At 57.7% G+C, this 24424-nt stretch carries 24 protein-coding genes; 6 read left to right on the forward strand and 18 right to left on the reverse strand.

Annotation, left to right across the window (positions count from 1 at the left end):
- Positions 1-759, forward strand: a 759-nt coding sequence (locus Q1B15_RS03240; protein WP_299750076.1) for a thiamine pyrophosphate-dependent enzyme, incomplete at its 5' end; no start/stop codon positions are given.
- Positions 760-994: 235 nt separating this feature from the next.
- Positions 995-2617 (forward strand): alpha-amylase family glycosyl hydrolase, encoded by a 1623-nt coding sequence (locus Q1B15_RS03245; protein ID WP_299750079.1) that lies wholly within the window; start codon positions 995-997, stop codon positions 2615-2617.
- Positions 2618-2671: 54 nt separating this feature from the next.
- Here Q1B15_RS03245 and Q1B15_RS03250 read toward each other — a convergent pair whose 3' ends face one another.
- From Q1B15_RS03250 to Q1B15_RS03320, 15 genes are all read right to left on the reverse strand, one after another.
- Positions 2672-3979 carry an FAD-dependent oxidoreductase gene (locus Q1B15_RS03250; protein WP_299750082.1) on the reverse strand — a complete coding sequence of 436 codons (1308 nt, stop codon included), beginning with the start codon at positions 3977-3979 and terminating at the stop codon, positions 2672-2674.
- A complete protein-coding gene (locus tag Q1B15_RS03255) occupies positions 3976-4650 on the reverse strand; it encodes a TetR/AcrR family transcriptional regulator (protein ID WP_299750085.1) in 675 nt (224 codons plus the stop codon). Before Q1B15_RS03255 ends, Q1B15_RS03250 begins: the two co-directional genes overlap by 4 nt.
- Before the next feature lies 1 nt (position 4651).
- Positions 4652-4927: a trimethylamine methyltransferase family protein gene (locus Q1B15_RS03260; RefSeq protein ID WP_299750088.1), complete on the reverse strand. Its 276-nt coding sequence runs from the start codon at positions 4925-4927 to the stop codon at positions 4652-4654.
- On the reverse strand, positions 4924-7332 hold the full coding sequence (locus tag Q1B15_RS03265; protein ID WP_299750091.1) for an FAD-dependent oxidoreductase: 2409 nt from the start codon (positions 7330-7332) through the stop codon (positions 4924-4926). Before Q1B15_RS03265 ends, Q1B15_RS03260 begins: the two co-directional genes overlap by 4 nt.
- 107 nt (positions 7333-7439) lie before the next feature.
- Positions 7440-8126, reverse strand: a complete 687-nt coding sequence (locus Q1B15_RS03270; protein ID WP_299750094.1) for an alpha/beta hydrolase — start codon at positions 8124-8126, stop codon at positions 7440-7442.
- A complete protein-coding gene (locus Q1B15_RS03275; RefSeq protein ID WP_299750097.1) occupies positions 8123-9244 on the reverse strand; it encodes a cobalamin-independent methionine synthase II family protein in 1122 nt (373 codons plus the stop codon). The genes Q1B15_RS03270 and Q1B15_RS03275 overlap by 4 nt, the downstream gene beginning before the upstream one ends.
- A gap of 176 nt (positions 9245-9420) precedes the next feature.
- Entirely contained in the window at positions 9421-10371 is a 951-nt protein-coding gene (locus tag Q1B15_RS03280; RefSeq protein WP_299750100.1) for a cupin domain-containing protein, read from the reverse strand.
- Positions 10368-10499, reverse strand: coding sequence for a hypothetical protein (locus tag Q1B15_RS03285; RefSeq protein WP_299750103.1), 132 nt, complete (start codon positions 10497-10499; stop codon positions 10368-10370). Before Q1B15_RS03285 ends, Q1B15_RS03280 begins: the two co-directional genes overlap by 4 nt.
- Positions 10499-11467: a nuclear transport factor 2 family protein gene (locus tag Q1B15_RS03290; protein WP_299750106.1), complete on the reverse strand. Its 969-nt coding sequence runs from the start codon at positions 11465-11467 to the stop codon at positions 10499-10501. Before Q1B15_RS03290 ends, Q1B15_RS03285 begins: the two co-directional genes overlap by 1 nt.
- The gene (locus tag Q1B15_RS03295) at positions 11464-12486 is read right to left on the reverse strand and encodes a LacI family DNA-binding transcriptional regulator (RefSeq protein WP_299750109.1); all 1023 of its coding nucleotides are present in this window, start codon (positions 12484-12486) and stop codon (positions 11464-11466) included. Before Q1B15_RS03295 ends, Q1B15_RS03290 begins: the two co-directional genes overlap by 4 nt.
- Positions 12486-13250: an SDR family oxidoreductase gene (locus Q1B15_RS03300; protein ID WP_299750110.1), complete on the reverse strand. Its 765-nt coding sequence runs from the start codon at positions 13248-13250 to the stop codon at positions 12486-12488. The genes Q1B15_RS03295 and Q1B15_RS03300 overlap by 1 nt, the downstream gene beginning before the upstream one ends.
- Positions 13247-13906 (reverse strand): hypothetical protein, encoded by a 660-nt coding sequence (locus Q1B15_RS03305; RefSeq protein WP_299750113.1) that lies wholly within the window; start codon positions 13904-13906, stop codon positions 13247-13249. The genes Q1B15_RS03300 and Q1B15_RS03305 overlap by 4 nt, the downstream gene beginning before the upstream one ends.
- Positions 13907-13910: 4 nt before the next feature.
- Entirely contained in the window at positions 13911-15221 is a 1311-nt protein-coding gene (gene hisD, locus Q1B15_RS03310) for a histidinol dehydrogenase (protein WP_299750116.1), read from the reverse strand.
- A gap of 21 nt (positions 15222-15242) precedes the next feature.
- Complete coding sequence (locus tag Q1B15_RS03315; RefSeq protein ID WP_299750119.1) at positions 15243-15731, reverse strand: ester cyclase; 489 nt, start codon at positions 15729-15731, stop codon at positions 15243-15245.
- Between the two features lie 86 nt (positions 15732-15817).
- Positions 15818-16864 (reverse strand): ABC transporter ATP-binding protein, encoded by a 1047-nt coding sequence (locus tag Q1B15_RS03320; RefSeq protein WP_299750122.1) that lies wholly within the window; start codon positions 16862-16864, stop codon positions 15818-15820.
- Positions 16865-17143: 279 nt separating this feature from the next.
- On the opposite strand from Q1B15_RS03320, the gene Q1B15_RS03325 reads away from it, so the two are divergent.
- From Q1B15_RS03325 to Q1B15_RS03340, 4 genes are all read left to right on the forward strand, one after another.
- Entirely contained in the window at positions 17144-18379 is a 1236-nt protein-coding gene (locus tag Q1B15_RS03325) for an extracellular solute-binding protein (RefSeq protein ID WP_299750125.1), read from the forward strand.
- 61 nt (positions 18380-18440) lie between these two features.
- Positions 18441-19469: a sugar ABC transporter permease gene (locus Q1B15_RS03330; RefSeq protein ID WP_299750128.1), complete on the forward strand. Its 1029-nt coding sequence runs from the start codon at positions 18441-18443 to the stop codon at positions 19467-19469.
- Between the two features lie 3 nt (positions 19470-19472).
- A complete protein-coding gene (locus Q1B15_RS03335; protein WP_299750131.1) occupies positions 19473-20354 on the forward strand; it encodes a carbohydrate ABC transporter permease in 882 nt (293 codons plus the stop codon).
- 8 nt (positions 20355-20362) lie between these two features.
- Positions 20363-21367, forward strand: coding sequence for a nuclear transport factor 2 family protein (locus Q1B15_RS03340; RefSeq protein WP_299750134.1), 1005 nt, complete (start codon positions 20363-20365; stop codon positions 21365-21367).
- A gap of 4 nt (positions 21368-21371) precedes the next feature.
- On the opposite strand, the gene Q1B15_RS03345 is transcribed toward Q1B15_RS03340, so the two are convergent.
- The 3 genes from Q1B15_RS03345 to Q1B15_RS03355 all read right to left on the reverse strand — a co-directional run.
- On the reverse strand, positions 21372-22409 hold the full coding sequence (locus Q1B15_RS03345; protein ID WP_299750136.1) for a substrate-binding domain-containing protein: 1038 nt from the start codon (positions 22407-22409) through the stop codon (positions 21372-21374).
- Complete coding sequence (locus tag Q1B15_RS03350; protein ID WP_299750139.1) at positions 22379-23761, reverse strand: sensor histidine kinase; 1383 nt, start codon at positions 23759-23761, stop codon at positions 22379-22381. Before Q1B15_RS03350 ends, Q1B15_RS03345 begins: the two co-directional genes overlap by 31 nt.
- Positions 23758-24424: response regulator transcription factor (locus Q1B15_RS03355; RefSeq protein ID WP_299750142.1), on the reverse strand; the 667-nt coding region annotated here is incomplete at its 5' end. The genes Q1B15_RS03350 and Q1B15_RS03355, both read right to left, overlap by 4 nt.

Below are 24424 nucleotides of genomic sequence, written 5' to 3' on the forward strand. Positions count from 1 at the left end.
AGGCTGACGCATGTGCATGGCGACCCAGCTGAGTTGGGGCGGGTGTATTGGCCGACGCATGCTATTGGAGCAAAATCTGCGACTGTTATCAAGCAATTGGCGAGCACAGCCAAGGCAATATCACAGGTTGGACGTGCTGTGGATATTGAGGCTTTACGAAACGCTTTTATTGATTGGAAGCAACCTGTTACGACACCTGGACCGGTGCAAATGGAACGCATCGTCCGCCACCTTAACGAAACGCTGGATGACGGCGCGATTATCACCAATGGGGCGGGGAATTATGCCGGTTGGGTGCATCGATATTACATGTTCCGGGGATGGCGCACGCAGCTTGCGCCGACGTCCGGATCGATGGGATACGGGCTTCCGGCGGCCGTTGCCGCAAAGCTGAGGCATCCGGATCGCGACGTGGTTTGCTTTGCGGGCGACGGGTGCTTTCAGATGGTTTCCCAAGAGTTTGGGACCGCATGCCAGTATTGTGCGAACGTCATTATCCTTATTCATAACAATGGGATATACGGCACAATTCGCATGCATCAGGAGAAGCATTATCCAGGCCGCGTGTCCGGCACGACCATGGTGAACCCGGACTTTGCCGCCCTTGCGCGCAGCTATGGCGCGTTTGGAGCGACGATCGAAAAAACCGAAGACTTCCCAGAGGCTTTCGCCGCAGCGCGAGCGGCTGGGACACCAGCCATTTTGGACTTAAGGGTTTCTCCAGAAGCGTTAACGACCACCGCGCGACTTTTGTCTTAAGTGGCGATTGTCCTGCGTCGGTATTGCGTCGGAGCGGGCGGTCGCGCGGTTTACCCTTCCCTCATCCGCTTAAGAGGCGACGCAGACGCTGCGCGCGCGAACTTGTGTCGAGGGTTCGGGGCGCGTTTTCTTTTGCGTCTATCCTTTTCGAGTTGTGCGCGCCGGGCACCGCGCGAATAGTGAAGAAAATTTGCAGATGCCTGAAATCGGCGTCTGGGTGTAGGAGGACGCGGGTTTGGATCAGGAATGGTGGCGTGGAGCGGTGGTCTATCAGATCTATCCACGATCGTTTCAGGATGATGACGGTGACGGGGTCGGCGACCTGAAGGGGATCACCCGACGCCTTGATCATGTGGCCACTCTCGGCGCGGATGCAATCTGGGTGAGCCCGATCTTTACGTCTCCGATGGCGGACATGGGGTATGATGTTTCAAATTATACAGACATTGATCCGCTTTTTGGGGATTTGGCGGATTTTGATGCGTTGATTGCACGGGCGCATGATCTGGGGCTGAAGGTAATTTTGGATCAGGTGCTGTCACATTCTTCGGCCAAGCACCCATTTTTTGTCGAAAGCAGGACCTCCCGCAAGAATGACAAAGCGGATTGGTATGTCTGGGCGGATCCAAAGTCGGACGGAACGGCTCCGACGAACTGGCTATCACACTTTGGCGGGCCCGCATGGACGTTCGAGCCGCGCCGTCGGCAATATTACATGCACAACTTCTTGTCCGAGCAACCGGATTTTAACCTGCACTGTCCAGAGGTTCAGGATTTCCTGCTGGAGACAATGCGCTTCTGGCTGGAACGCGGTGTGGATGGGTTCCGTCTGGATACCGTTAACTACTATTTCCATGATGCGCAGCTGCGCGATAATCCGGCGCGGCCCACCGGCGCGAACGCCTTGGGCAACGAGACCTATGAGATGCAGGAGCATCTTTATGACAAGACACAGCCTGAGAATATCGCTTTTTTGCAGCGACTTCGCGCGTTAACCGATCAGTATGAAGCGCGGGCAATGGTTGGCGAAGTGGGCGAGTCGCAGCGGTCCATGCAGGTAATGGCCGAGTACACGCAAGGGGCGGATCGTTTGCAGATGGCCTATTCGTTCGACCTTTTGGGGCCGACCTTTACGGCTGCGCATTTTCGCACAACGCAGATGGCGTTTTTTGAGGGGGCCTCGGACGGTTGGCCGATGTGGTCATTTTCGAACCACGACGTTGAGCGGCACGTGACGCGGTGGGCAAAGCATGGTGTTGATATAGATACGCTCGCGAAATTATCGATTGCGCTTTTGGCGTCATTTGAAGGGACGATCGGGATTTATCAGGGCGAGGAATTGGGTCTTGAGCAGACGGAGATGGAATATCACGAGCTGACCGACCCGCCGGGCTTACGATTTTGGCCCGAAGTAAAGGGCCGCGACGGGTGTCGCACACCGATGGTCTGGGACGCCCAGGCACCCTACGGCGGGTTTACGGACGGCGTTCCCTGGTTGCCTGTGAAGGCGCCTCAGTGGGCGCGGGCGGTGTCGGGCCAGGCCGAAGGATCTGTGTTGGCGCACTACCGAGCGGTTTTGGCGTATCGGCGGGCAAGTGCGCCCCTGCTGCGTGGGCGGACAGAGTTTGTGGATGTGGGCGAGCCGGTCTTGGCGCTACATCGGATTGATGGGGACCGTGCAGTGACCTGTGTGTTTAACTTGTCGGTCGAGCGTTTGGTTTTGACTGTGACTGGGGATGTGAGCGTTGGTCTGTCGATGGCGGCCGAAGTGAACGACAGGCGCATGACTTTGGGGGGCAACGGATTTGCCTACATTGAGGGGGCGACGTCGGGATTGCCTGAGATTTCTATGACTTAGCCTCATCTAAGGCTGCCGAGGAGGACCGGCGGCCTTAGATGAGACGCGGGGTCCCTACCCCAGAACCGAAAAGCTCGATTCCTGGTTGATCTCGCGTTTGCGGGAATAAAAGCCGACGTTAATGTCCTTACCGATGTAAGGCAGGCGGAAGGTCAGCGGATTGGTGTCGTGGTCGTTTCCCGCCTCGCAATAGGCAACGAGCGCGGCCATCATTTTCCCCGCGATGGGGGCGTTTTTGTATTGGTTGCCGCTGGTGCCGCAGGCCATGTAGTAGCCCGCTATAGATGTCTTGTCGTAGATTGGGATCCAGTCGGTTGAGGCGTCGTAAAGGTCGACGACGCCACGCATTTTCGACGGGATGCCCAAGGTTGGGACACGCTGGCCATAGCGGAGCGCCTGAGTTGTCCATTGATCGGTGAAGTTGCGATCGTAGTCCGTATCGTTTTCGGTCCAATAATGGGGATCACATTCAGGGTCTTCAGAGCCAATGAGGATGTGGTTGCCGCGCTCGGGTCGACAATAGAGCGCGATATCACTGTCCGAAACGATGGTACCGTTTTCCTCAAAGTCGAAGCCCTCGGGGGATGGGACATGGACGACTTCCTGCCGCAAGGGCCGGGTTTGGATGGTCATTTCCCCCGTGACGCCGGCCATTTCGTTGATGATGGCCGAGCCGGGCCCCGCCACGTTGATCACTATGGGCGCGTGGATTTCTTCGCCGTCGGCAAGGCGTACGCCTTTAACCCGGCCATTTTCCTGCATGATTTCAACAACCTCAACGCCCATCCGGAACTCTGCACCATGCAGTTTGGCGGCAGATGCAAGGTTTTGCGACGAGAGCGCCGGGTCGGTCACGTACCCTGCGTGGGGCCAGTAGACGCCGCCGCGCAGGGTGGCTCCGTTGGGTTCACCAAAATTTGGATCGTCCTGGCGCTTGGCGGGCGAAAAACTGTCGAGCGTGTAGACCGGAAGTTTTGCAGCCACTTGTTCGGGGCCCCAATCCTCATGGGGGCAGTCGAGCGCGGCGGAATTTTCTTTGTGCTTTTCGAGCTGGTTGTTACCTGTCGTTTTCATAACGAGGCAACCGCACTCCTTGAATTGCGCCAGTTCTTCGCCGTCAGGCAGACCAAGGTAGGATTTCCAGTCGCGCCAGTAGTGATAGCCCTCCCAGGCGAAAGCGGTGCCGTCGAAGGTCGAATAATGCATTCTAATGATCGCGCAGGACCCGGCGGTTGAGCCGTGGCCGATCTGAGTGTTGCGATCAAGCGAGAGCGTTTTGTAGCCCGCCTTGGCCATTTCGAAAGCGGTTGCGGTGCCGATCACTCCGGTGCCGATGATGATTGCGTCAATGGGTTGGGTCATGGGGTGTCTCCGGTTTGAACGGCCTGGCAATAGGCGCGGAAGTCTCTGATTTCGTCGTCTGCGGCGTGCTGGCCAGTAAAGCCATACAGGTAATGCGGCACCATTTTCATCCGAGTTTCAAGCGGTTCCTGGAGGTCGGCGTCATTGTAGCCGTTTTGCATGTAGTAGAGAATGCGCGCGCGCGTAAGGGCTTCGATTTCGGTGTATTCGTAGCGTTGGAACATAGCTTGGATCGCGGCGATTCGGGTGTCTTCTGAGGCGTGCAGGACGGCGCGGACCTTATCGGATCGGCGGGCCCAGTCCCGAACCGCAAAATCGAAAGGGATCGAGAATATACTGGGATTTACAACGCAGTGGAAGACCTGATTGACGGCTTGTGTAATGGTGCGTGACGGCGCCTGCGCTTTGGCGACAAGGGCGGCTGTATTGGTTTTTTCCCAGTGATCGAGAAGCGCGTCGAGAAGGTCTTGCCTGGTTTTGAAGTACCAGTAAAAGGATGAACGCGACACGCCAAGGCGATCGCTCATGGGCAGGATTTTGACCTGCTCGATGCCGTCCGAAATCAGGATGTCCTTGGCGACATTCAGCCAGTCCTGGCGCGTGACTTTGATATTCCCGACAAGCGGGGCTTTCGACGGATCGTCGCGGTGCAGCGGGATGAAGTGTGCCATTTTAGCTGACCGGTTCCGCGCCGTCCGCAGCGGTGGCTTTGCGGATGTAGTCGTCGAGAGCACCTTTGCGGGCGTCGTCAATTTCCGGGCCCTTTTCTTCGTGCAAGATGCGTTGCCAGATGGCGGTGGCGCGGGTGGTGGCGTCAGCGCTTCCCTTTTCGCTCCATGCGTCGAAATTCGACCAATCGGCGGCAAAAGGTTGATAAAACTCTGTTTGATAGCGCGACATAGTTTTCTGGGCGGCGAAAAAGTGGCCTCCGGGCGCAGTTTCGATCATCCGCGCATCGCTTTTCCGGTCGGATCGTAGGGCGACGCATCGATGATCCGCGCGGGGCGCTCGCGTCCGACGACATGAACGGAAAGCACCTGACCCTGTTTGGCGATATCGGAATTCACAAGCGCCATTGCGAGCGACTTTTGCACCGTATGTCCATAGCCGCCGGAGGTGACGAAACCCACCTTTTCTTCGCCGTTCCAGATGGGTTCATAGCCGCTTGCGTCGGCATCGTCAGCGTCGACTTCAAGCGTCACAAGCATCTGGGCTGGACCGTTTCCGTCACGTTCAGCGATGGCAGCCCTCTTGCCCAAAAAATCGCCTTTGTCCCATGCGATCCAGCGGTCCATTCCAGTCATACCGGGCGTGTAGCCTTGGGTAAATTCCGCCGACCAAATGCCGAACGATTTCTCAAGGCGCAGCGATAGCATGGCATTGAAGCCGTACTCTTGAAGGCCAATGTCTTCGCCTGATTCCAACAGCATACGGCGCAGTTTGGCGTGGTCTCCATAGCGGCAGTTGATCTCATAGCCAAGCTCTCCTGCGACGGACATCCGCGCGACGCGGGCTTGAATTATGCCAACATCAAAGTGGCCACACCCCATGAACGGCAGCGCCGCGATATCTTGGTGGCAGAGCTTTTCGATGACTTTGCGAGAGTTTGGTCCAGTAAGGCCAAAGCCACAGATTTCTTCTCCGAGATCGCGGACAGACACGCCGCTTTCCATGTGGTCATCGAACCATCGCATGTGCCAGGCACGCAAGTAGTACGAGCCCATAATCCACCACGTGCCATCCCCCCAGTTGAAAACCGTCAGATCGCCCTTCAGGCGGCCGTTCTCGGCAAGCATCGGGGCAAGACGCGCGCGTCCCGGCGCGGGCAGTCTGGAGGCCATGATCTTGTCGAGCCAGCTCAGCGCGTTGGGACCCGAGACCTCGAAGCGGCTGAAACCGGTAATGTCGACCATTCCGACGTTTTCGCGCGCGTTTTTGCATTCCGCAGCAACAATATCGAAGGCATTTGATCTTTTTAGCGTATGGGTCTCAACGAAATCTTCATTGGGTGCAAAATAGAGTGGCACTTCGAGGTCCCAGTTGACACCCCATCGGCAACCGGCGGCCGTCATGGCATCGTGGGCGGGCGCCATTTTCAGCGGGCGCCCCGCGGGAAGCTGTTCGTTCGGATAAGTCATAACGAAGCGGCGGGAATAGAACTGCCCGGTCGTTTGGCGGATGTATTCTTTGTTTGCGGCCCACGGACCATAGCGGGCGACATCCATGGCGTAGACGTCTGCTTCGGGTTCGCCGTGGATCATCCATTCGGCAAGCGATTTGCCGACGCCGCCACCTTGAAGGAAGCCCGCCATGACCGCGCAGGCTGTCCAATAACCACGCTTGCCGGGCACGGGACCGACAAGAGGATTACCGTCAGGGGAGAAAGTGAAGGCGCCGTTAACCCATGTTTTGACGCCAACTTCTTGCAGGCAGGGGTAGCGTTCGAAGCCAAAGATGAGTTCCTTTTCGATACGGTCGGTCTGTTCCTGGAACAATTCCATACCATAATCCCACGGCGCGCCATCCATCGCCCAATGTTCGTGGTCGACCTCGTAAATGCCGAGCAGGACACCTTTTTGGTCTTGGCGCAGGTAAGTGAAGCCCTCGAGGTCGACGGTCATCGGGACTTCAAAGTCGAGTTTTTCCAACTCAGGTATGGTGTCGGAAATAAGGTAGTGATGCTTTAAGGGCGAAACGGGCAGTTCGACCCCAGCCATGCGTCCAACTTGTTTGGCCCAAAGACCGGCGGCATTTACCACGTGTTCGCAGGTAATTGTGCCTTTGTCGGTGACCACTTTCCAGCCATCGGCAGTCTGGATCAACTCTTCGACTTTGGTGTGCTCAAAGTATTGCGCACCACGTTTGCGAGCGGCGCCGGCATAGGCGTGGACCGTGCCGGTGGTGTCGAGATACCCCTCGCGGTCGGCCCACATGCCCCCCAACAGGCCCTCGGTGGACATGATCGGGCAAAGCTCTCCCGCCTCTTTGGGCGTGACGAGGCGGCAATCTTCGATCCCGATCGATTGGAACACACGATACGCAGATTGGAGCCATTCCCAGCGTTCGGGCGTGCCGGCCATGGTAAGGCCGCCAGTCATGTGCAGGCCAATATCCTGCCCGGATTCCTCTTGTATTTCTTCAAGAAGATCAATGGTGTAGGCTTGCAGTGCAGCCATGTTGGGATCAGCATTAAGAGCGTGAAACCCGCCGGCCGCATGCCAGCTTGACCCCGCCGTCAGGACCTCGCGTTCCAACATGACAACATCGGTCCAGCCAAGTTTGGCAAGGTGATACAGGACCGAGCTGCCAACGACACCGCCGCCAATGACCACGACACGGTAGTGAGATTTCATAGGGTGCCCCTCCCTTTGCGCGCATTTGAGATGAGCCTAAGAGGGAACCAGTCACCAAGACTGGACATTTCTGTCCAATACTATCCTGAAAGCGACATTTTGACCCGTCAGGCAAGCCAGTCCTGAAGAGCGCGTGTCGTTTCCTCAGGGCGTTCGAGGGTTGGCATGTGGCCCGCGTCGGCGATTTTCACAAGCCGCGCGTGCGGGGCGAGGCGATGCATCAGGTGGTGACGTTCGGGCGTACAAAGGCGGTCCTTTGCGCCGTAAAGGATCAGCGTTTTCGCCGGTGCACGCGCAAGGGCGCTTTGCAGATCGGGACGATCGCGCAGCGCAAGGGACTGAGCTTCAAAAATGTCTGTGCCAAGGCTTCGCGCCATGTCCATGCAGGTGTCGAGGATCCCTTTTTTACGGGGGCTTTCCACAAGATAGGCGGGCTTCAATTCGTCGCGCATGATTGTCCCGAGGCGACCCGCGTGGACATCGGCAATCTGACGCGTGCGGATGTCGTAGTTTGCAGGCGCATCCGCCAATGGCGTCGTGTCCATGAGGGCCAGGTGGGTAATACGGTCCGGAGCCTGACGCAAGATTTCAAGCGCGATGATGCCGCCCATGGAAAGGCCGCCAAGCGCGAACTGCCCCGATGTTTGGGCGAGGATTTCCGCCGCCATATCGTGGATTATCTTCTCCTTAGGAATCGCAACCGTGATCGCGCTCAATTCGCTTAACGCTCTGATTTGAGGTTCGAAAAGGCGGTCGTCACACATGAAACCCGGGATCAGGACAAGCGGTTTCATCCGGACGATTTGGCGCCTGTAGCCAGGCTGGTCAGCTTGGCCCATGCAATTTCAGGATCAACAGCGCCAAAGCCTGCGAATGTGCCAAAGCCGCAATCTGATCCGGCGATCACGCGGTCAGAACCGACGATTTCTGTAAACCGTTCAATGCGTTGACGGACAAGTTCCGGGTGTTCCACGAAATTTGTTGTGGTGTCGACAACGCCGGGGACGAGGATTTTGTCGTCCGGAATGTCGGATTTACGGTCGCGAAAGACGGTCCATTCGTGGCCGTGGCGCGGGTTGGAGGTTTCGAACAACACGTAACGTGCCTTGGCGGACATCAGTGTGTCGAACATTTTTGCCATGTCGATATCGCAGACGTGAGGGCCCTCGTAATTTCCCCAGCAGATATGGATGCGCACTTTTTCCGCAGGCACGTCGGAAAGCGCGTGATTGAGTGCCTCGACATGGGACTGAGCGATTTTCACAAACTCATCATCCGACAAATCGGTAAACAACATATGTCGCGAGAGCGCGAGGTCGGGGCAGTCAAGTTGCAAATCAAGCCCCGAGGCGACGATGGTTTCGTATTCGGCCTTCATCGCTTCGGCGAGGGCCGCAAGATAGGCCTCACGCGTTTTGTAGTAATCGTTTTGCAAAAACAGGGAGATAACGCCTGGAGACGCGGCGTTCATAAAGCCACGATCGACACCGTGGGTGGCCATCGCGCCTTTCAGATTGGCGATGTCTTTGTCCAACTCACCTTGCCCTTTTGACGTGACTTCGCCCACGCACATGGGGCGCGCGTACTTGGGTGTGCCGCCGTCATTTGCGAGGCGTTTGAGATAAGTTGGATACAGTTTTAAGTCTGCGGGGGCGTTTCTGGGACTGTCGCCGTCGAAGCCGGTGTAGCGGTCTTTGACGTATGTTGCGTAGGAAATTTTCGAGGTTTCGCCGTCGCTGACGATGTCGATGCCGGCCTCTTTCTGGCGGCGAACAAGCATGTCGACGTGGTCGGCCATAACTTTGTCGAAGGTAGCGTAATCGTAAGGTTCTTTGCGTTCACGGGCGAAGATTTGATCGACGACGTCCTGGCTGCGTGGAAGGCTTCCGACGTGGGTGGACAGGATGGTCATGGGGCAGTTCTCCGGGTCAATTTGGCTATGTCGGTGCAACGTCGGTTTAACGTCGGTATCGCGTCGGTGCTGGCGTTCTTTATGTTCAGGGTTTGCTTACGTTTTGCTGTCAAAGTGCGGGATACTCGCGAAAAGGATTGGTCTGTTTGACCGAACGTAGTGGCGAAGGTTGAAGACTAGGGTCTCCATGTAAGGCCCGCAGCATCTTTGGTGGATCGGATGCGATAAAGGCTGGCTTCCCCCGTCATCGACGGGGCGAGATGGAGATTTGCGCCAGGCTTCACAAGGCAGGTATCGCCGGGAGCGAGGGTATTGGTGTCCCCATTAACATCGGCGCGCCAATGGCCGCGTACGGGCATCAGGACCTCGTTGGTCGCGACTTTGTATGGCGCGTCAGGGAGGGACCCGCGTGTGAGGAACTCGACTTCGAAGCCGGGCTTGTCGCGCAGCATCGCGTTTTCGCCAATGACTTTCGCAGGTTGCTTGTCCGCCAGAGCCATCATGTCCCAATAGCGCGCGACGTAGTGCGGCACGACATCGAGAGTTGTCGGTTCAGGGAAGGCGGCCAGTTCCGCGTCGCTTAGAAGTGGCATGGGCTGCACGCCGGCGGGCAGGCTTTGGCCTTTCTTGGTGTCGTAGAGTTTGCCCTTTTCGGACAAGACCAGGCCGTGGTCGGCAGCGTCGGTGATGACTTGCGGCGCCCAGATGACCCCTCCGCCGGCGTCGTCACCGCCAAGGATCGCCATGATCATTCCGTAGTCGGTACCGATGTTTTCAAAGCCGCGAAAAATGCCGGTCGGGATGTTTATGATGTCACCCTCTTCCAGTGTTACTTCGCCCGCATTGCCCCAGCGACCCCAGAAGAACCGCCAGCGCCCTTTGGCAACGAAGAAGACTTCTGCGGTGCGGTGGGAGTGGAGCGAGTTTCGGCATTTTGGCGGTTGCCCCGCCGCGCCGATATTGAAGCCGATGGGGTCAGCGATGTGGACGTGTTGATCCGGGCTTTCCGACACGCCGCCGCCGATGATTGTGAAGTTTTCCTTCTGGTTCGAGCCCGGCGTATGGGCGTCGATGAAGGCAGTTTTGCACGGTTGAAGTTCGCCGTAACGGACAATTTGCGCAGTCATATCAAGTTTTCCTTGTCGGCGAGTTGGGCGGGGAGCTGATCGGTTTCGTGGGCCACTTTGCGCATGCGGGGGCCAAGCATTTCTTCGACTTCAGCTTCGGTGAACATATGTGCCACGTGGTTATCCATCAGCCTTGGGCCATCAGGATCTGCTTCCAGATCGCGATCTCATCGTAAAGCGTGAATTCGCGACGCAGGCCCCAGGGGCCGAATTCTGCGTGGGACATGCCGAAGACGTGGACGTGTGCGCCGGTGGGTTTGCCAAATGTGCCCCAGCCGTCGTGAATGCCGTCAAGCGACCAACGGATCGCCGCGCGCGGGCTAAGCATATCGCCGTCCATGCCGATCTGGTGGTTGATGGTGAAAGTGGCCGCGGGGAAAGATGATCTGAGGCCAACCCAGAACTTCACCATCTCGTCACGGCCAATGGCGGTTTGTGCGCCCGCGTATTCGCCGATGGCGGCGCGGTCGTAGTCGTTCACGATGTGGTTGAAATCGTGGTCCATAATGCGGCTCAACGTTGCGGCGTATTTTGCGCCCCATTCGTTTGCATTGCCGCGACCTTTATAGTCACCCTCGATGTCGGAATCCAGAGTGAAGGGTTTGCTCGCTTTGTCTGCGCCACCCTCGCTTTCGATGATTTGGGCAGAGTAATCGCGCGGGTCCATGCCCATTTGACGGACCATTCCGCCGTAGTCGCGCACCAGCCATTCATCGTAGATTGTGTCGTTTTTTGCCGCACAGTCGGCGATGACGCGGACGACCCAGTGTTTGCCGGTGGCGGCTCCGAATTGGCCGTCGCGGGTGTGGGTGGCTTTGGTCAGCAGGCGGTGCGAGGACAAAAGCCCGTGCTCGGGGTCGTCGGAATAGATGACGTCTTCGCCCAATAATTCGCGGTCGGGAAATTCGTTAATTGTCGCCATGGTCGAGGCGATGACGGCCTGGTTGCCGCGCTGAACACCCATGGGCGAACGCACGGGGATGTCTTTGGCATAGTAGTCGTGAAGCGTGGCAATGCCGCGGTCTTCCCAGATCTCTTTGGTGATGCCGATGATGTAGTCTGGAAAATCTTTCCAGCGGTTCGAGAAGCCTTTCATCGCGTCCATCCTGTGGGTTTTCGGGCCGAGCCGCGCACGATGAGCGGTCCTTCGATTTCGGTTTTCTGTCCGGGGCGGTCGACGGAATCAATTTCGCCCAGAAGCGTTTCGATGGTGGCGTCGACCATACGATTGACCGGTTGGCGCACGGTTGTGAGGTCGTAAGCCCCCCACGATGCAAGCGGCACATCATCGTAGCCGACGATTGAAACGTCACCGGGAATGGACAGGCCAAGGTCGCTGCGGATCGCATCCATGACGGCAAATGCCATGTGATCGTTGCCGACAAAGATTGCATCGGGCGGTTCGGGTAGCGTCATAAGCTGGCGCGCCGCTTCGGCGGCGGTGTCGCGATTGTACATGCCGTCGATGAGATGCGTGGGTTCCGATCCGTGGGAGGCAAGGCCTTCGATCAGCCCGCGTTGACGGTCGCGACCTGTGGAGGACCCGGACCAGCCTGCGATGTGGGCGACGCGTTTATGGCCACCTGCGACAAGGAAATCGGCGACCTTGCGGCCTCCATCGAAGTTGGCGGAGGTGACTGTGGACAACCCCGAGCCGTCTTGTCCCCGGTTGAAAAGGACCACCGGAATGCCTGCATCTGCGCAGCGCTCGGCAAGATCTCCGTTTACCGCGACGCTGGCGGCGACGATACCGTCGACTTGATAGTCAAGAAGTTCCTGCACGATCTCTTCAACGCCATCGGTTGAGTTTTTCGCCATGAAAACAAGGATATGGTAGCCGCGTTCCTGCAAAGCGGCAGAGAGGCGTTCAAGTGCAACCGGGTAAAACTGATTGTCGAGGTAGGCGACCAACAGGCCGATAATGCGGCTTTTGCCGGTGATCATGGCGCGTGCGATGGGGTTGGGACGATAGCCGAGTTCCAGCGCGGCTTTCTTGACTTTGGCGGCTGTGGTCGGACTTGCCGAGGCGCCCGGCGTGAAGACACGGCTGACGGCGGATTGGCTGACGCCTGCAAGGCGCGCCACATCAAGGGAGGTGATTTTGCCCTGTGCCATCAGTCTGCGGTCCAGCCCCCGTCGATTAAAAGCGAGGTTCCGGTAACAAGCGAGGATGCTTCAGACGCGAGGTAAGTGACCGCGCCCATGATATCACTGACTTCGCCTATGCGGCCCAGTTTGATCTTTTCTTCGATCCACGCGACGCGCTCGGGGTTGTCGAAGGTTTGTTCGGTAAGAGGGGTCCGGATGAAGGTCGGGCAGATGGTGTTGACGCGAATGCCACGCTTGCCCCATTCGATCGCCATCGATTTGGTGAAGCCTTCGACGGCGTGTTTTGTGGCGCAATAAACCGCGCGATCGATGCCGCCGACATGCGCCATCTGGCTGGAGATGTTGATCAGGCTGCCGGGTTTTTGCGCCTCGATAAGACCGCGCGCGACGGCGCATGTTAGGAAATAAGCGCCTTTGACGTTCAGGTCCGACACGGCGTCGTAGTCTTGCGGCGTTGTATCAAGAGCGGGCGTATGACGGGCAAGACCGGCGGAATTCACAAGGATGTCGAAGGGTCCGTTGGTAGATAGGGCCGTATCCGTCGCGGCGATGTCGGCCACATCCAGCGGCAGGATATCGACGCTGAAACCTTCCGCGCCCATCTTGTCAGCGAGCGCCTGAAGCGGCGCTTCGCGGCGGGCAGCAAGCGTGACGTGGGCCCCGGCTTCGGCGAGGGCAACGGCGCAGCCTGTGCCGATACCGGATGAAGCCCCGGCGACCAGCGCGCGCTTGCCATCAAGGCGGAAGGAAGGTGTTTTGGGTAGGGTCACATCGAGGCCTTTGGGTATGCGATGCCGCGAAGCGGCGGGAAGTCGGCGTAGCGTGGTTTTCGGGTTGCCGCGTCCTCGGGCGGTATTTTTCCGTCGGCGTATAGCTTTCCCTTCGGGGCCACGTAACTCAGGATAGAGCGCTCGGGCGCTTCGCGCCATGTCACATTGAAGGCCGCGAGTTTCGGGAAGAAATATAACTGGTGGTAGTCGAGATGGTCGTGGATCCACCATGCGAGGTCGCACCAGTCACGGCCCTTCCCAAACTGATCGGCGAACCATGGAACGGCGATGCAGGCAGTGGCGCCCATGCGCCCCGCCGCATCGCGCCGGTCCCAGATGTGGCCGGCATAGTTCAGTTCGTTGCGCGAACACTTCTGTGGTTTCACATCTGTCGCGCCAAAGTGGTTGAGGTCAGGCGAGCGGTAGGACGACCTGATGTGTACCGGACCGAAGGTCTCGCACAGCGGGTCGAGAATTTCGGCGCAGAGTTTGGTGCCCGCTGCAATCGCAAGGTCCGGGTCTTCGGGGATATTGGGTTTGCCGTAGAAATTACCGATCTCGGAATAGAGAAAATCGCGCATGAAGAAGTGCGGCGAGAGCCGTACCCGGCCCAAATCCTCCAGTCCTGTGTAAGTTCCGGGTTTGCGTTTTGCCATGTCTCTACTCGGCTGCGGTCCCGTAGGCGACGTTCTTGCCGCCGTACCGCCGCACGCGAATGTTGCATTGTTCGGCGTGGCCCACAAACCCTTCAAGCATACAAAGACGCGAGCCATATTCACCGATCATTGTGGCGGCCTCGTCTGTAGTGATGCGCTGATAACTATGTGTTTTCAGGAATTTACCGACCCACAGACCGCCCGTGTAGCGGCCCGCCTTTTTGGTTGGCAGAGTGTGGTTCGTGCCGATGACTTTGTCGCCGTTGGCGACATTGGTGCGGGGGCCGAGGAACAATGCACCGTAGCTGTGCATGTGTTCGAGGAACCAATCATCGCGGTCGGTCATGATCTGCACGTGTTCCGAGGCAATGTCATTGGCGACGACCAGCATCTCGTCGTAGGTGTCGCAGACGATCACCTCGCCGTAGTCGTTCCACGAGGTGCGCGCTGTTTCCGCTGTGGGTAGGATCGCGAGGATGCGGTCGATTTCCGCAAGTGTTTCGATTGCGAGTTTTCGGGAATTGGTGAGCAAAACGGCGGGAGAATTGTAGCCGTGCTCGGCCTGGCCGAGAAGATCGGTGGCACAAAGCTCGGCGTCGACGGTGGTGTCGGCGATCACCATGGTTTCGGTGGGACCTGCGAAAAGGTCGATGCCGACGCTGCCGTAAAGCTGGCGTTTGGCTTCGGCGACGAAGACGTTGCCGGGACCGACGAGCATGTGGACGGGATCTATTGTTTCAGTGCCAATCGCCATGGCGCCGACGGCTTGCATGCCTCCAAGGACGAATATTTCGTGCGCGCCGCCCATATGCATGGCCGCGACGATGGCCGGGTGCGGCTCGCCTTTTTGCGGCGGGGCCGAGGCGACGATGCGGGGCACGCCGGCGACGGACGCGGTCAGCACGGACATGTGGGCCGAGGCCACCATCGGGAATTTGCCGCCGGGGACGTAGCAGCCAACGGATTGCACGGGGATGTTTTTGTGCCCCAAAATCACGCCGGGGAGCGTTTCAATTTCGATGTCGGTCATCGAGGCGCGTTGGGCTTCGGCAAAGGTGCGGATTTGCGTTTGGGCGAATTTGATGTCGTCCATATCGCGCGCGCTGACCTTTTGCATGGCCGCGTCAATTTCGGATTGTGTGAGGCGGAAGCTTGGCGGTTCATATCGGTCAAATTTGGAAGACAGGTCGCGAATGGCGGCGTCACCGCGCGTTTCGATGTCTTTCAGCGTCGTCTCGACGACAGCGCGGACGCGTGCGTCATCTTCGGCCCGTTCGCTTTCAGGCTTGCCGGATTTGAGTTGGGTGATGGTCATGCGCTTTGTCCTGACTTTGGATCAATGTTCTGGTGTTGGCGGTGTTTTGTCGCCGCTATCGTAATGCTCCCAGCCTTCCCCATCAAAGACGTCGTGGCCTAACTGCATAAGAACGCTTGCGAAATCGACTGACACGGGATTGTCGACGATGCGGCCGTCTTCGACTCGCCAGAAATCCATGTAAGGGATCTTGACGCGCTTGCCGGTCGCAGGAATGCCCATAAAGGTGCCGGAATGCGTGGCTTCAATATGGCCGAAACAGGCGGCCCATTCACCGTCAGCCATGAACTTTTCGGTCTTGTAGTCGCGGTCGGTGAAGGCTGCGCGAATAGGGAGTTGCCAGTTTTTCCGGAAAGCGTCGACGCCTTCTTTGGTGCCGCTCCCCTGATTGCCACGCCACAGGAAGTCCTCGTGGAAGTACTGCGTCATGTCGTTTTCGCCAGCGGCGAGGCCGTCTTCCATGCGGCGCACTGCGGCAAGGGTTTCGGCGGATTTGGCGTCGTGGGTCATGAGGCGTCCTTAGAAATGCAGAGGTCGATCAGCGCCACAGACGGCAATGCCCGTCGCGCCAGCGCATCGGGGATGCGTTTCGTGCTTTATTCGAACCGCTCGCCGGATGTGGCGTCAAAGAGGTGGCAGATGCTTGCCGGAATATCAGCGCTCACCGGATCGCCAATTTCGGCGCGGTAGTCCTTATGCGCTTTGACCGAAACCATCGCGCCGCCCGCTTTGACAGTGACCATCGTCGCATCGCCCAGAAGTTCGAGCGAATAGATCGGCGCGCTTATGGCCCCTGTGTCAGCAAGCCCTGCGTCTTCGGCACGGTAGCCGAGCGTGATAGGGCCATTGTGATGTGTCGGCAGACCTTCGATGCGGACGTTTTTGCCTTCAAAAACGCCGTTCGTAAGGCTGCCTTCCATCAGGTTCATTGCCGGATTGCCGATGAAGCTTGCGACGAAGGTATTGGCGGGTTTGTCGTAGATATCGGTCGGGGTGCCGAGCTGCTGGACGATGCCGCGCGACATGACAACGACGCGGTCGGCAAGCGTCATAGCTTCAATCTGATCGTGCGTCACGTAGACGGTTGTGACCTTCAATTCGTGGCTGAGGTTTTTGATCTGCGCGCGCGTCGAGACACGTAATTTTGCGTCCAGGTTCGAGAGCGGTTCATCCATCAAAAAGACGTTGGGCTGGCGCACGATTGCGCGGGCTAAGGCAACGCGCTGGCGCTGGCCACCGGACAATTCGGAGGGGCGTCGGTGCAGGAATTCGGTAAGCTCAACCATTTCTGCCGCGCGCATCACGGCGTCATTGTGGGTGGCGGGGTCAATTTTACGGACTTTCAGCGGGAAGCGGATGTTCTCGTAGACGTCCAAGTTCGGGTAAAGCGCGTAGCTTTGGAACACCATGGCGACATCGCGATCTTTCGGATCAAGATCGTTGACGCGCTTGCCGTCGATCAGGATATCGCCCGCGCTGGGGTCTTCAAGACCGGCGATCATGCGCATCGTCGTTGTCTTGCCGCAGCCCGATGGCCCAAGCAGAACGAGAAACTCACGATCAGCAATTGTCAGGTCGAAATTGGCAACGCCAATAAAATCACCCCAACGCTTAGAAATGTTGCGAAGCTGGACCTCGGCCATGGCGTATCCCCTGTTCAATACTTGCGGATTGCATACGCATGCAAGCGTAAGTCCGATTCTAGAGTCTACGCAATACTTAATATTTTATGATGCATTTTGTTTTGCTATCGCAATATTTCTCTTGCGTTGAGGCCCAATGATGCCGTGTAATTGCAATCGTATGCAATAAGCTTGCGATTCGCTTCGCTTGCTTTGCACTATGCGCGAGGCGACACCTATGTCGTCCGAAATAATAGGCCCCTCGCATGAAGGGGCGGAGAAACAGGGGGTCTTTTGACCATGAACTTTTTCAAGACAACCGCGGCGTCCGCAGCCATCGTGCTGATAGGATCAACCGCATATGCCGACTGCGGCTTGTCGGGCGGCAACGTGAATATCCTTGGCAACGAATTTGGCGCCATTCAGGCGTTGGTTGCAGGTGCCAAGGAATGTGCAAATGGCTCGGTCACGGTAGAATCCAACCTGACAACAGAACACCGCGACATTCAGGTCGCCGCGATGACGGCAAACCCGGCGCAGTACACAGCGGCCATCGTTGCGAATTCGTCGATTGTGCCTTTGCTGAACGAAGGTCTGGTCCGCCCCTTGGATGATCTGATCGCCAAGCACGGCGCTGGCATCAAGAAAAACCAGATGATCTCTATCGACGGCAAGGTCATGGCGATCGCCTTTATGGCAAACGCACAGCACCTTTTCGTGCGTCAGGACATCCTTGATCAGGCAGGTGTCGCAGTCCCGACGTCTTATGAAGAAGTCGTTACGGCTGGTCAGGCAATCAAAGATGCCGGGATCATGGAGCATCCATTTGCGATGAACTCGAAGACAGGGTGGAACCTTGGTGAAGAGTTCGTGAACATGTACATCGGTACGGGTGCGGACTTCTTTAAGCCCGGAACGGCCGAGCCTGCGATCAACAACGAAAGCGGCGTTCTTGCGCTTAACACATTGAAGGCGTTGGCTGATTTGTCGAACCCTGATTTCCTGACGTTTGATTCCAACGCCACACAGGCGCTTTGGGAAGCAGGCGACGTTGCCATCGGTCAGCTTTGGGGATCACGCGCAACAGGCATGCTGGACGATGAAGGGTCAAACGAAGCGATTGTCTCGAATACGATTCTGGTGTCGGCGCCAACGGTTGGCGGCGGCGAAACACCTGCCTCGACGCTTTGGTGGGACGGCTTCACAATCGCGACCAACATCAGCGACGAGGACGCCGAGGCGACCTTTGTGGCCATGGTGAACGGCATGCGCCCTGAGGTCGTTGCGGCAAACAACGACGAAGCGGTTTGGCTTGCAGACGGATTTACCCCCGGTCCGGCGGCTGCGGGTGTGTTTGCGACGGCAAGCGGCGGCGCGCGCCCCTATCCGATGATCCCATTCATGGGTCTGTTGCATTCGGCACTGGGCGATGAACTGTCGGACTTCCTGCAGGGCAATGAAAGCGCCGAACAAGCGCTGTCTGACGTCGAAGCGGCGTATACGGCCGCTGCAAAGGAACAGGGCTTTCTCCAGTAAAACCTAAATGCCGGGGCGGAATTTTTCGCCCCGGCCCCACTGGACCCTTGGGGGCTGTCAGATGCCGCATAGAACATTCTTTTGGTTCATTTTACCGTCACTGGCTGCGATGTTTTTGTTCATCGCCCTGCCGATTGTGTCGGTCGCGTTTCAGTCCCTTTACATCGAACATGAACAAGTCCTGATCGAGGTCGAAAACTGCGGCCCCTTCGGATGCGAGAACGAGACCGTGGTCGACGCTGAGGCGTCAGCGGCGATCCGCGACGCGGAGCCACTTGGACGCTTTAACGGGCTTGGAACTTATTTTGATCGCGGCCATTTGGCGGCCGCTGAGATAAGCGAAGCATGGGCCAGCCGAGACAGTTTCGGCGGCTTTATGTCCGAGGTCATGAACCTGCCGTTCTATCGAGCTTTGGTCTTCACGCTGACCTATACCTTTGTTTGCACGCCGCTGATTATCCTTTTGGGGCTGGCGATAGCTTTGGGCGTGAACGGGTTGCCGAAGATGCTGAAGGGACCGACGATCTTCGTGTCGCTTCTGCCGATGATCATCACCCCGCTGATTGGATCGCTTATCCTGTTTTGGATGATCGACGCAGAAGGGGTGATCGGGAAGACCTTGCAGGTATTGTTTGACGACCCGAAATTGTCATTGAAAGCCTCCTCGACGCTGACGTGGATCACACTGATCGTTTATGGTGTCTGGAGTTCGGCACCGTTTGCCTTCGTCGTCTTTTATGCCGGGTTGCAGACCGTGCCCGAGGACACGCTGGAGGCCGCGATGGTCGACGGGGCCAGTCGTTGGGAGCGTGTGCGTTACGTGGTGGTGCCGCATCTGATGCCGCTGGTCGTGTTCATCACGCTTATTCAGCTGATGGACAATTTCCGGGTGTTTGAACCCATCGTTGGCTTTTCGGCTTCGGCGAATGCGACATCTCTTAGCTACATCATATTCGCCGATCTGCGTGGTGACATTGCGCGGTTCAACTCGGCAGCGGCGACATCGATGCTGACGATCATCGGAGTGTCGATCCTGTTGACGCCGGTGCTGATCCGCACATGGCGCGACTTTAACCGGAAGGGGGCCTGATCCATGGCATCCCTTGCACAAAAACGGTCTCCGGCGCTGGCGGTTCTTGCGACGAGCTTCGTGATTCTTTGGGTTGTTGTGGCGTCTTTCCCGTTCCTGTGGACCCTTTGGGGGTCATTCAAGGTGCAGGGAGATTTCTTCTCGAAAGCCGACTGGACGAACGCGCTTTGGGGCACCCGCACCATCATTGAAACGGGCGATGCGTTTACAAATCAGGCTTATTCCGGCGCGTGGATCGATCAGGAATTTTGGCGTGCGACCTTGAACACGTTTACGGTCGTGTTCTTCACGGTGATCATCTCGCTAACCTTCGGCACGCTAGGTGGTTATGCCCTTGCGCGGTCCGGGTTTCGGTATGCGTTCTGGTTGTTGATGATTGCGCTGGTGTTTCGGGCCATGCCGCATATCACGCTTGTATCAGGGTATCTGCTGCCGTTCTTTGAATGGAACGTCTGGGGGCATCTGCCGACGTCGATCATCGTCCTGGTGGCGATCAATCAGCCGTTCACACTGTGGATGCTACACTCGTTTTTCCTCAATATCCCGAAAGACCTTGACGAAAGCGCCATGGTTGACGGCTGCACGCGGTTTCAGGCGTTTCGCTACGTGATCATTCCGGTGATGTGGCCGGGAGTGATTACGACGGGGCTGTTCAGTTTCCTTCTTGCCTACAACGACTTTGCGGTGACGGCGATGCTGTTGAGCCAGGAAAATCAGACGATGGTGCCCAAGATTGCAAGCTTCCTTGGGTCGACGTTTGAGGAAGGCAATGTGATGTTTGCGGTGGCTGCGGTTGTATCTGCGACGGCGCCTTTGTTTGTACTGATCTTGTTCTTCCAGCGCCAGATCGTCAGTGGTCTGACAGCGGGTGCAGTTAAAGGTTAAGTCAGAACATGTCCGGATTTCAGGCCGAGAAGGCCGTTGTGCTAGCGCAGTATGAGGCGTTGTCTGGGGCGACGTCAGAAGATGTTGGCAGTGTCCTCGCCGCGCGCGTGGCCGAAGCGTGGGATTGGCGGGGCGTTCATCCGTTTAATGCGCAAACCGGGGCGGCGGCAGTGGCCGATACGTTCTGGGAGCCGTTTTTGGCGGCGTTTTCGCAGGTGCAGCGGCGGCAGGATATATTCTTTGCCGGACTGAACGAAATGGACGGTTTCAAGGGGGTCTGGGTAGTGTCGATGGGCCACTTGATGGGGCTGTTTGATGCGCCTTGGCTGGGCATCAAGCCGACGCGCAAAATGGCATTTTTGCGCTATGCCGAGTTCAACCGGGTTGAAGATGGTCGCATCGTTGAGACGGCGTTTTTCTGCGACATGCCGCATTTGATGACCCAAGCCGGGCAGTCACCTTTCCCTCCTGCAACGGCGCAGCATCTGGTTCAACCCGGGCCGATTTCACATGACGGGTTGTTGTTTGACGACGCACCCGCGGCGGAAGGCGAGGCTACTTTGGCAGCAATAAACGCGATGATCGGCGATCTTGGTACCTGGGGTTTGGGAATACCGCTTGAGGAAGAACTGGCGCGGACGTGGCACGACGACATGATCTGGTGGGGGCCGGAAGGGATCGGCGCCACCTACACGATCGAGCGCTATGCCAAGCAGCATTCCGGACCCTTTCGCGACGCGTTCAAGGAACGGACAAAAACCGGGCATCTGGCGCGCCTGTCCGAAGGGCATTTCGGTGGCTTTTTTGGGTGGCCGAACTTTCGCGCAATGCATGAAGGTGGGTTCATGGGAATGCCGTCGTCTCAGGGCAAACCGACCGAGTTTCGGGTGGTGGATATCTACCTTCGCCGCGACGACAAACTGGCCGAGAACTGGGTTTTCATCGATATGCTGCACTGGATGATGGGGCAAGGTGTTGATGTGCTTGAGCGGTTGGCAAAGCAGCAGGGCTGACGGGTTATTCCTGCGTTATCGAGGCTTCCCAGTTTCGCAAGAAATTGCGCCGTGTCAGGCGGTCGAGGAACGCCAGAAGTCCGGGGCCAAGGCGGATCGGGCGAAGTGCTACATTGGATTGCAGCGCGTCGGTATCTACGGCTGGTAGGCCGGACGCCGCGACCAGATCGGGGCGACTTTCAAGGGACGCAAGGAAGTTGATCATAGTTTGCGCGTCGGCAATGTTGTCAGCCTTGGTCGAGATCAGAACGGTGCGCAGCATGATGTTGGCGAAATCGCTCATCATGACGATACGATAGCCGCCACCATCTTCTAATTGGGCTTGGGCGTAGCTGCCAAGGACATTGTAGGCGATGGCAAGTTTGCCCTCCCGGATATCGTGCAGCATGTCGCCCGAGCAGCAGTAAAGCTGCGTGTCGAGGCGGCCCATGGCTTCGAGCAAGCGCCAGAAATTTTCGGACACCCGGGCGTCTTGTGTGGCCATGAGATAGCCAAAACCAGAGGTGCGCACGTCGTAAGTGCCAACCTTGCCACGGAAGCGCTCGGGTTGGTCGCGCAATAGCTCGATTAGTTCGTCGCGCGAGGTTGGGTAGGCCTCATCCGGGAAGGCCGTTTCGGACAGGATCAGGACGGCGGGCTCCTGGGTGAAGGCAAAGACCTGATCGCGCCATTTGGCCCAGTCGGGCAAAGCATCTGTGGCCGGAGAACGGTAAGTGCGCGCGAAGCCGTCGTTGGCAAGTTTGGTTTGCAGGTCCATCGCGGATGAGATCACAAGGTCGAAGGCCTCGCCTTCCGCGTGGACAGCTTTCATCAGCTCTGTGGTGCTGGCGATCGTGTAGTCGATTGATACTGTTTGATTTTGTTGTTGGAATGCAAGGAGGATCGGCTCGAACACGGCGCGGTCGGCAGTCGAGATAATCCGCAGTTCCGTTTCCGGGTTGGCGGCCGGATAGCGCGCGCGTTCTTCGATTTCAAAGGCAAACGCTGCGCTCGTCAATCCAAGGATGGCTATTATTGCCGCGGGAATATCAGTGAGACGCATGCGCCTTGGCTCCCTTCATTTCGGGTGATGTTCAATTGACCACCATGGGCGCGGGCGACCTCGTCTGCGATGGTCAGACCAAGTCCCGAGCCAACAATATCATCGACATTTGCGCCGCGCGAAAAACGGGTTTTGAGGCTGTCGGTGTCGGCCTCGCCAAAGCCCCTGCCCCGGTCGGTGAAAGACAGGCACATGGTTTCGGCGACGGAGAGATCAACGTCGATTGCACTATCGTCAGGCGAGTATTTTATTGCGTTGTCTAGGATGTTTTGGATCGCGCTTTGCAGCAGGATGCGATCGCCGGTGAAGGCCGGTGTGGTGTCGGGCGTGGTACAGCGGATGGTCACGTCTTTGAGGTCGGCGGCGGGTTCAAGCCGTTCGGCGGTTTCGCGCACCAGTTCGGCCATATCGAATGTCTCGGTCGACAGGCTATCGGTGCGGAAGGTGACCATGGCGTGGTCGAGAAGTTGACCCGCAGAGCGCGAGCTTTCGTCGATGGCGCGGATCATCTCACGCATGGTTTGTTTGTGTTCAGGCTTTTGAAGTTTGCGGTGGGTGACTTCGGCTTTTGCCCGCACTGTTGCAAGCGGCGTGCGCACGCGGTGGGCGGCTTCTGCGATGAGATCTTCGGAGCGCAAAAGCGAGGCGCGCAGGCGGGCAATGAATGTATTCAGGGCTGAAACGAAGGGTTCAAGTTCTGTCGGTGGATCAATGGCAAGGGGACGCAGATCGGCGGGTCCGCGTCGGGTGATGGCGGCAGTCATTTCTTTCAGGGGTCGCAGAGCCGACCGCGCCGCAAGAAGGCTAAGGGCCGTCGCCACAAGGAAAAAGACAAGCCCGATGCCGGTGGCGATGGCGGTGATACGTTGGGAAATCGCAGCAAGGCCGAGGCGCGTCTGAGCGACAGAGATTAGCACGTTGGACGGCACACCTCCGGCGCTAACGGTGCGCGACGCCGACACCATGCGCACTTCGTCGCCGCGATAATAAAACGTCGCGAAAGTGTTTTCCGAGATCGTCGGGGATTGGCTTGGCGGCGGCAGATCGTCATAGCCAGTGAGTGTTTCGTCGTTCACCTCGACTTTGTAGAATACGCGGTCATCGTTCGTTGTGCCCAGCATCGACAACGCGGAATAGGGCAGATCGAGGGTAATCTCGCCGTCTTCCGAGCGCAGCGCGTCGGCGATGGATGTTGCAGACGCCGCAAGGATGCCGTCTTGAGTTGCTTCGGCGGCGGTTTCGGCAAGGCCGCGCACGACGAGGAAAAGGGCCACGGACAAAAGCGCGGAAATCGCGGCAAGTTGCAGGAACAGCCGGGTGCGAATCGACCGGGTGACGGTGGGCAGTTTCACGATCTGGCGACCAGCCGATAGCCAAGGCCGCGCACGGTTTCGATGACGGCGTCCGATGGCTCAAGACGTTTGCGGATGCGCCCGACGTAAACTTCGATGGCGTTTTCGCCGACGTTATCCGAGAAGGAAAACAACCGATCGAGAAGGTAGGATTTTGAGAAGACCTGCCCCGGAGAGGTGAAGAAAACCTCAAGAAGACGCAGCTCGCGATTGCGCAGGGTTTGACCGACGCCGTCGATCTCAAGTTCTCCGGCGGTTGAACAAAGGACTGCGTTTGCGACCGTGAGACGATTGGCGGCAACACCACCACGACGGCGTAAGACGGCGCGGCAGCGGGCCTCAAGTTCAGAGAAATCAAATGGTTTGGTGATATAATCGTCTGCACCAAGGTCTAGAAGACTGACCCTGTCGGACACCTCAGAGCGCGCCGTGGTGACGATAATAGGCGTTGCCTTAGCAGCCCGTCGATGGCTTTGCAGGAAGGTGCGGCCATCCCCGTCGGGTAGCATAATATCGAGCAATATCAGATCGTAGTCCGCCGCAGCGATGCAGGCTTCGGCGCTTTCCAATGTGCCGGCGTGATCCACAGCATGGCCGTCAAGTTGCAACCGCTCGGCGACGGCACTTGCAAGGTTGGCATTATCTTCGATCAGGAGAAACCGC

This window comes from uncultured Boseongicola sp., assembly GCF_937988555.1.
Lineage (GTDB): Bacteria > Pseudomonadota > Alphaproteobacteria > Rhodobacterales > Rhodobacteraceae > Boseongicola.

Bases quoted from the DNA above. Each gene is read 5' to 3' on its own strand.
- Q1B15_RS03260 (WP_299750088.1), bottom strand. From the start codon at position 4,927: ATGATCGAAACTGCGCCCGGAGGCCACTTTTTCGCCGCCCAGAAAACT.
- Q1B15_RS03265 (WP_299750091.1), bottom strand. From the start codon at position 7,332: ATGAAATCTCACTACCGTGTCGTGGTCATTGGCGGCGGTGTCGTTGGC.
- Q1B15_RS03285 (WP_299750103.1), bottom strand. From the start codon at position 10,499: ATGGATAACCACGTGGCACATATGTTCACCGAAGCTGAAGTCGAAGAA.
- Q1B15_RS03305 (WP_299750113.1), bottom strand. From the start codon at position 13,906: ATGGCAAAACGCAAACCCGGAACTTACACAGGACTGGAGGATTTGGGC.
- Q1B15_RS03270 (WP_299750094.1), bottom strand. From the start codon at position 8,126: ATGAAACCGCTTGTCCTGATCCCGGGTTTCATGTGTGACGACCGCCTT.
- Q1B15_RS03280 (WP_299750100.1), bottom strand. From the start codon at position 10,371: ATGACTGCGCAAATTGTCCGTTACGGCGAACTTCAACCGTGCAAAACT.
- Q1B15_RS03275 (WP_299750097.1), bottom strand. From the start codon at position 9,244: ATGACCATCCTGTCCACCCACGTCGGAAGCCTTCCACGCAGCCAGGAC.
- Q1B15_RS03295 (WP_299750109.1), bottom strand. From the start codon at position 12,486: ATGGCACAGGGCAAAATCACCTCCCTTGATGTGGCGCGCCTTGCAGGC.
- Q1B15_RS03255 (WP_299750085.1), bottom strand. From the start codon at position 4,650: ATGGCACACTTCATCCCGCTGCACCGCGACGATCCGTCGAAAGCCCCG.
- hisD (WP_299750116.1), bottom strand. From the start codon at position 15,221: ATGACCATCACCCAACTCAAATCCGGCAAGCCTGAAAGCGAACGGGCC.
- Q1B15_RS03345 (WP_299750136.1), bottom strand. From the start codon at position 22,409: ATGCGTCTCACTGATATTCCCGCGGCAATAATAGCCATCCTTGGATTG.
- Q1B15_RS03325 (WP_299750125.1), top strand. From the start codon at position 17,144: ATGAACTTTTTCAAGACAACCGCGGCGTCCGCAGCCATCGTGCTGATA.
- Q1B15_RS03290 (WP_299750106.1), bottom strand. From the start codon at position 11,467: ATGAAAGGCTTCTCGAACCGCTGGAAAGATTTTCCAGACTACATCATC.
- Q1B15_RS03320 (WP_299750122.1), bottom strand. From the start codon at position 16,864: ATGGCCGAGGTCCAGCTTCGCAACATTTCTAAGCGTTGGGGTGATTTT.
- Q1B15_RS03250 (WP_299750082.1), bottom strand. From the start codon at position 3,979: ATGACCCAACCCATTGACGCAATCATCATCGGCACCGGAGTGATCGGC.
- Q1B15_RS03315 (WP_299750119.1), bottom strand. From the start codon at position 15,731: ATGACCCACGACGCCAAATCCGCCGAAACCCTTGCCGCAGTGCGCCGC.
- Q1B15_RS03330 (WP_299750128.1), top strand. From the start codon at position 18,441: ATGCCGCATAGAACATTCTTTTGGTTCATTTTACCGTCACTGGCTGCG.
- Q1B15_RS03340 (WP_299750134.1), top strand. From the start codon at position 20,363: ATGTCCGGATTTCAGGCCGAGAAGGCCGTTGTGCTAGCGCAGTATGAG.
- Q1B15_RS03335 (WP_299750131.1), top strand. From the start codon at position 19,473: ATGGCATCCCTTGCACAAAAACGGTCTCCGGCGCTGGCGGTTCTTGCG.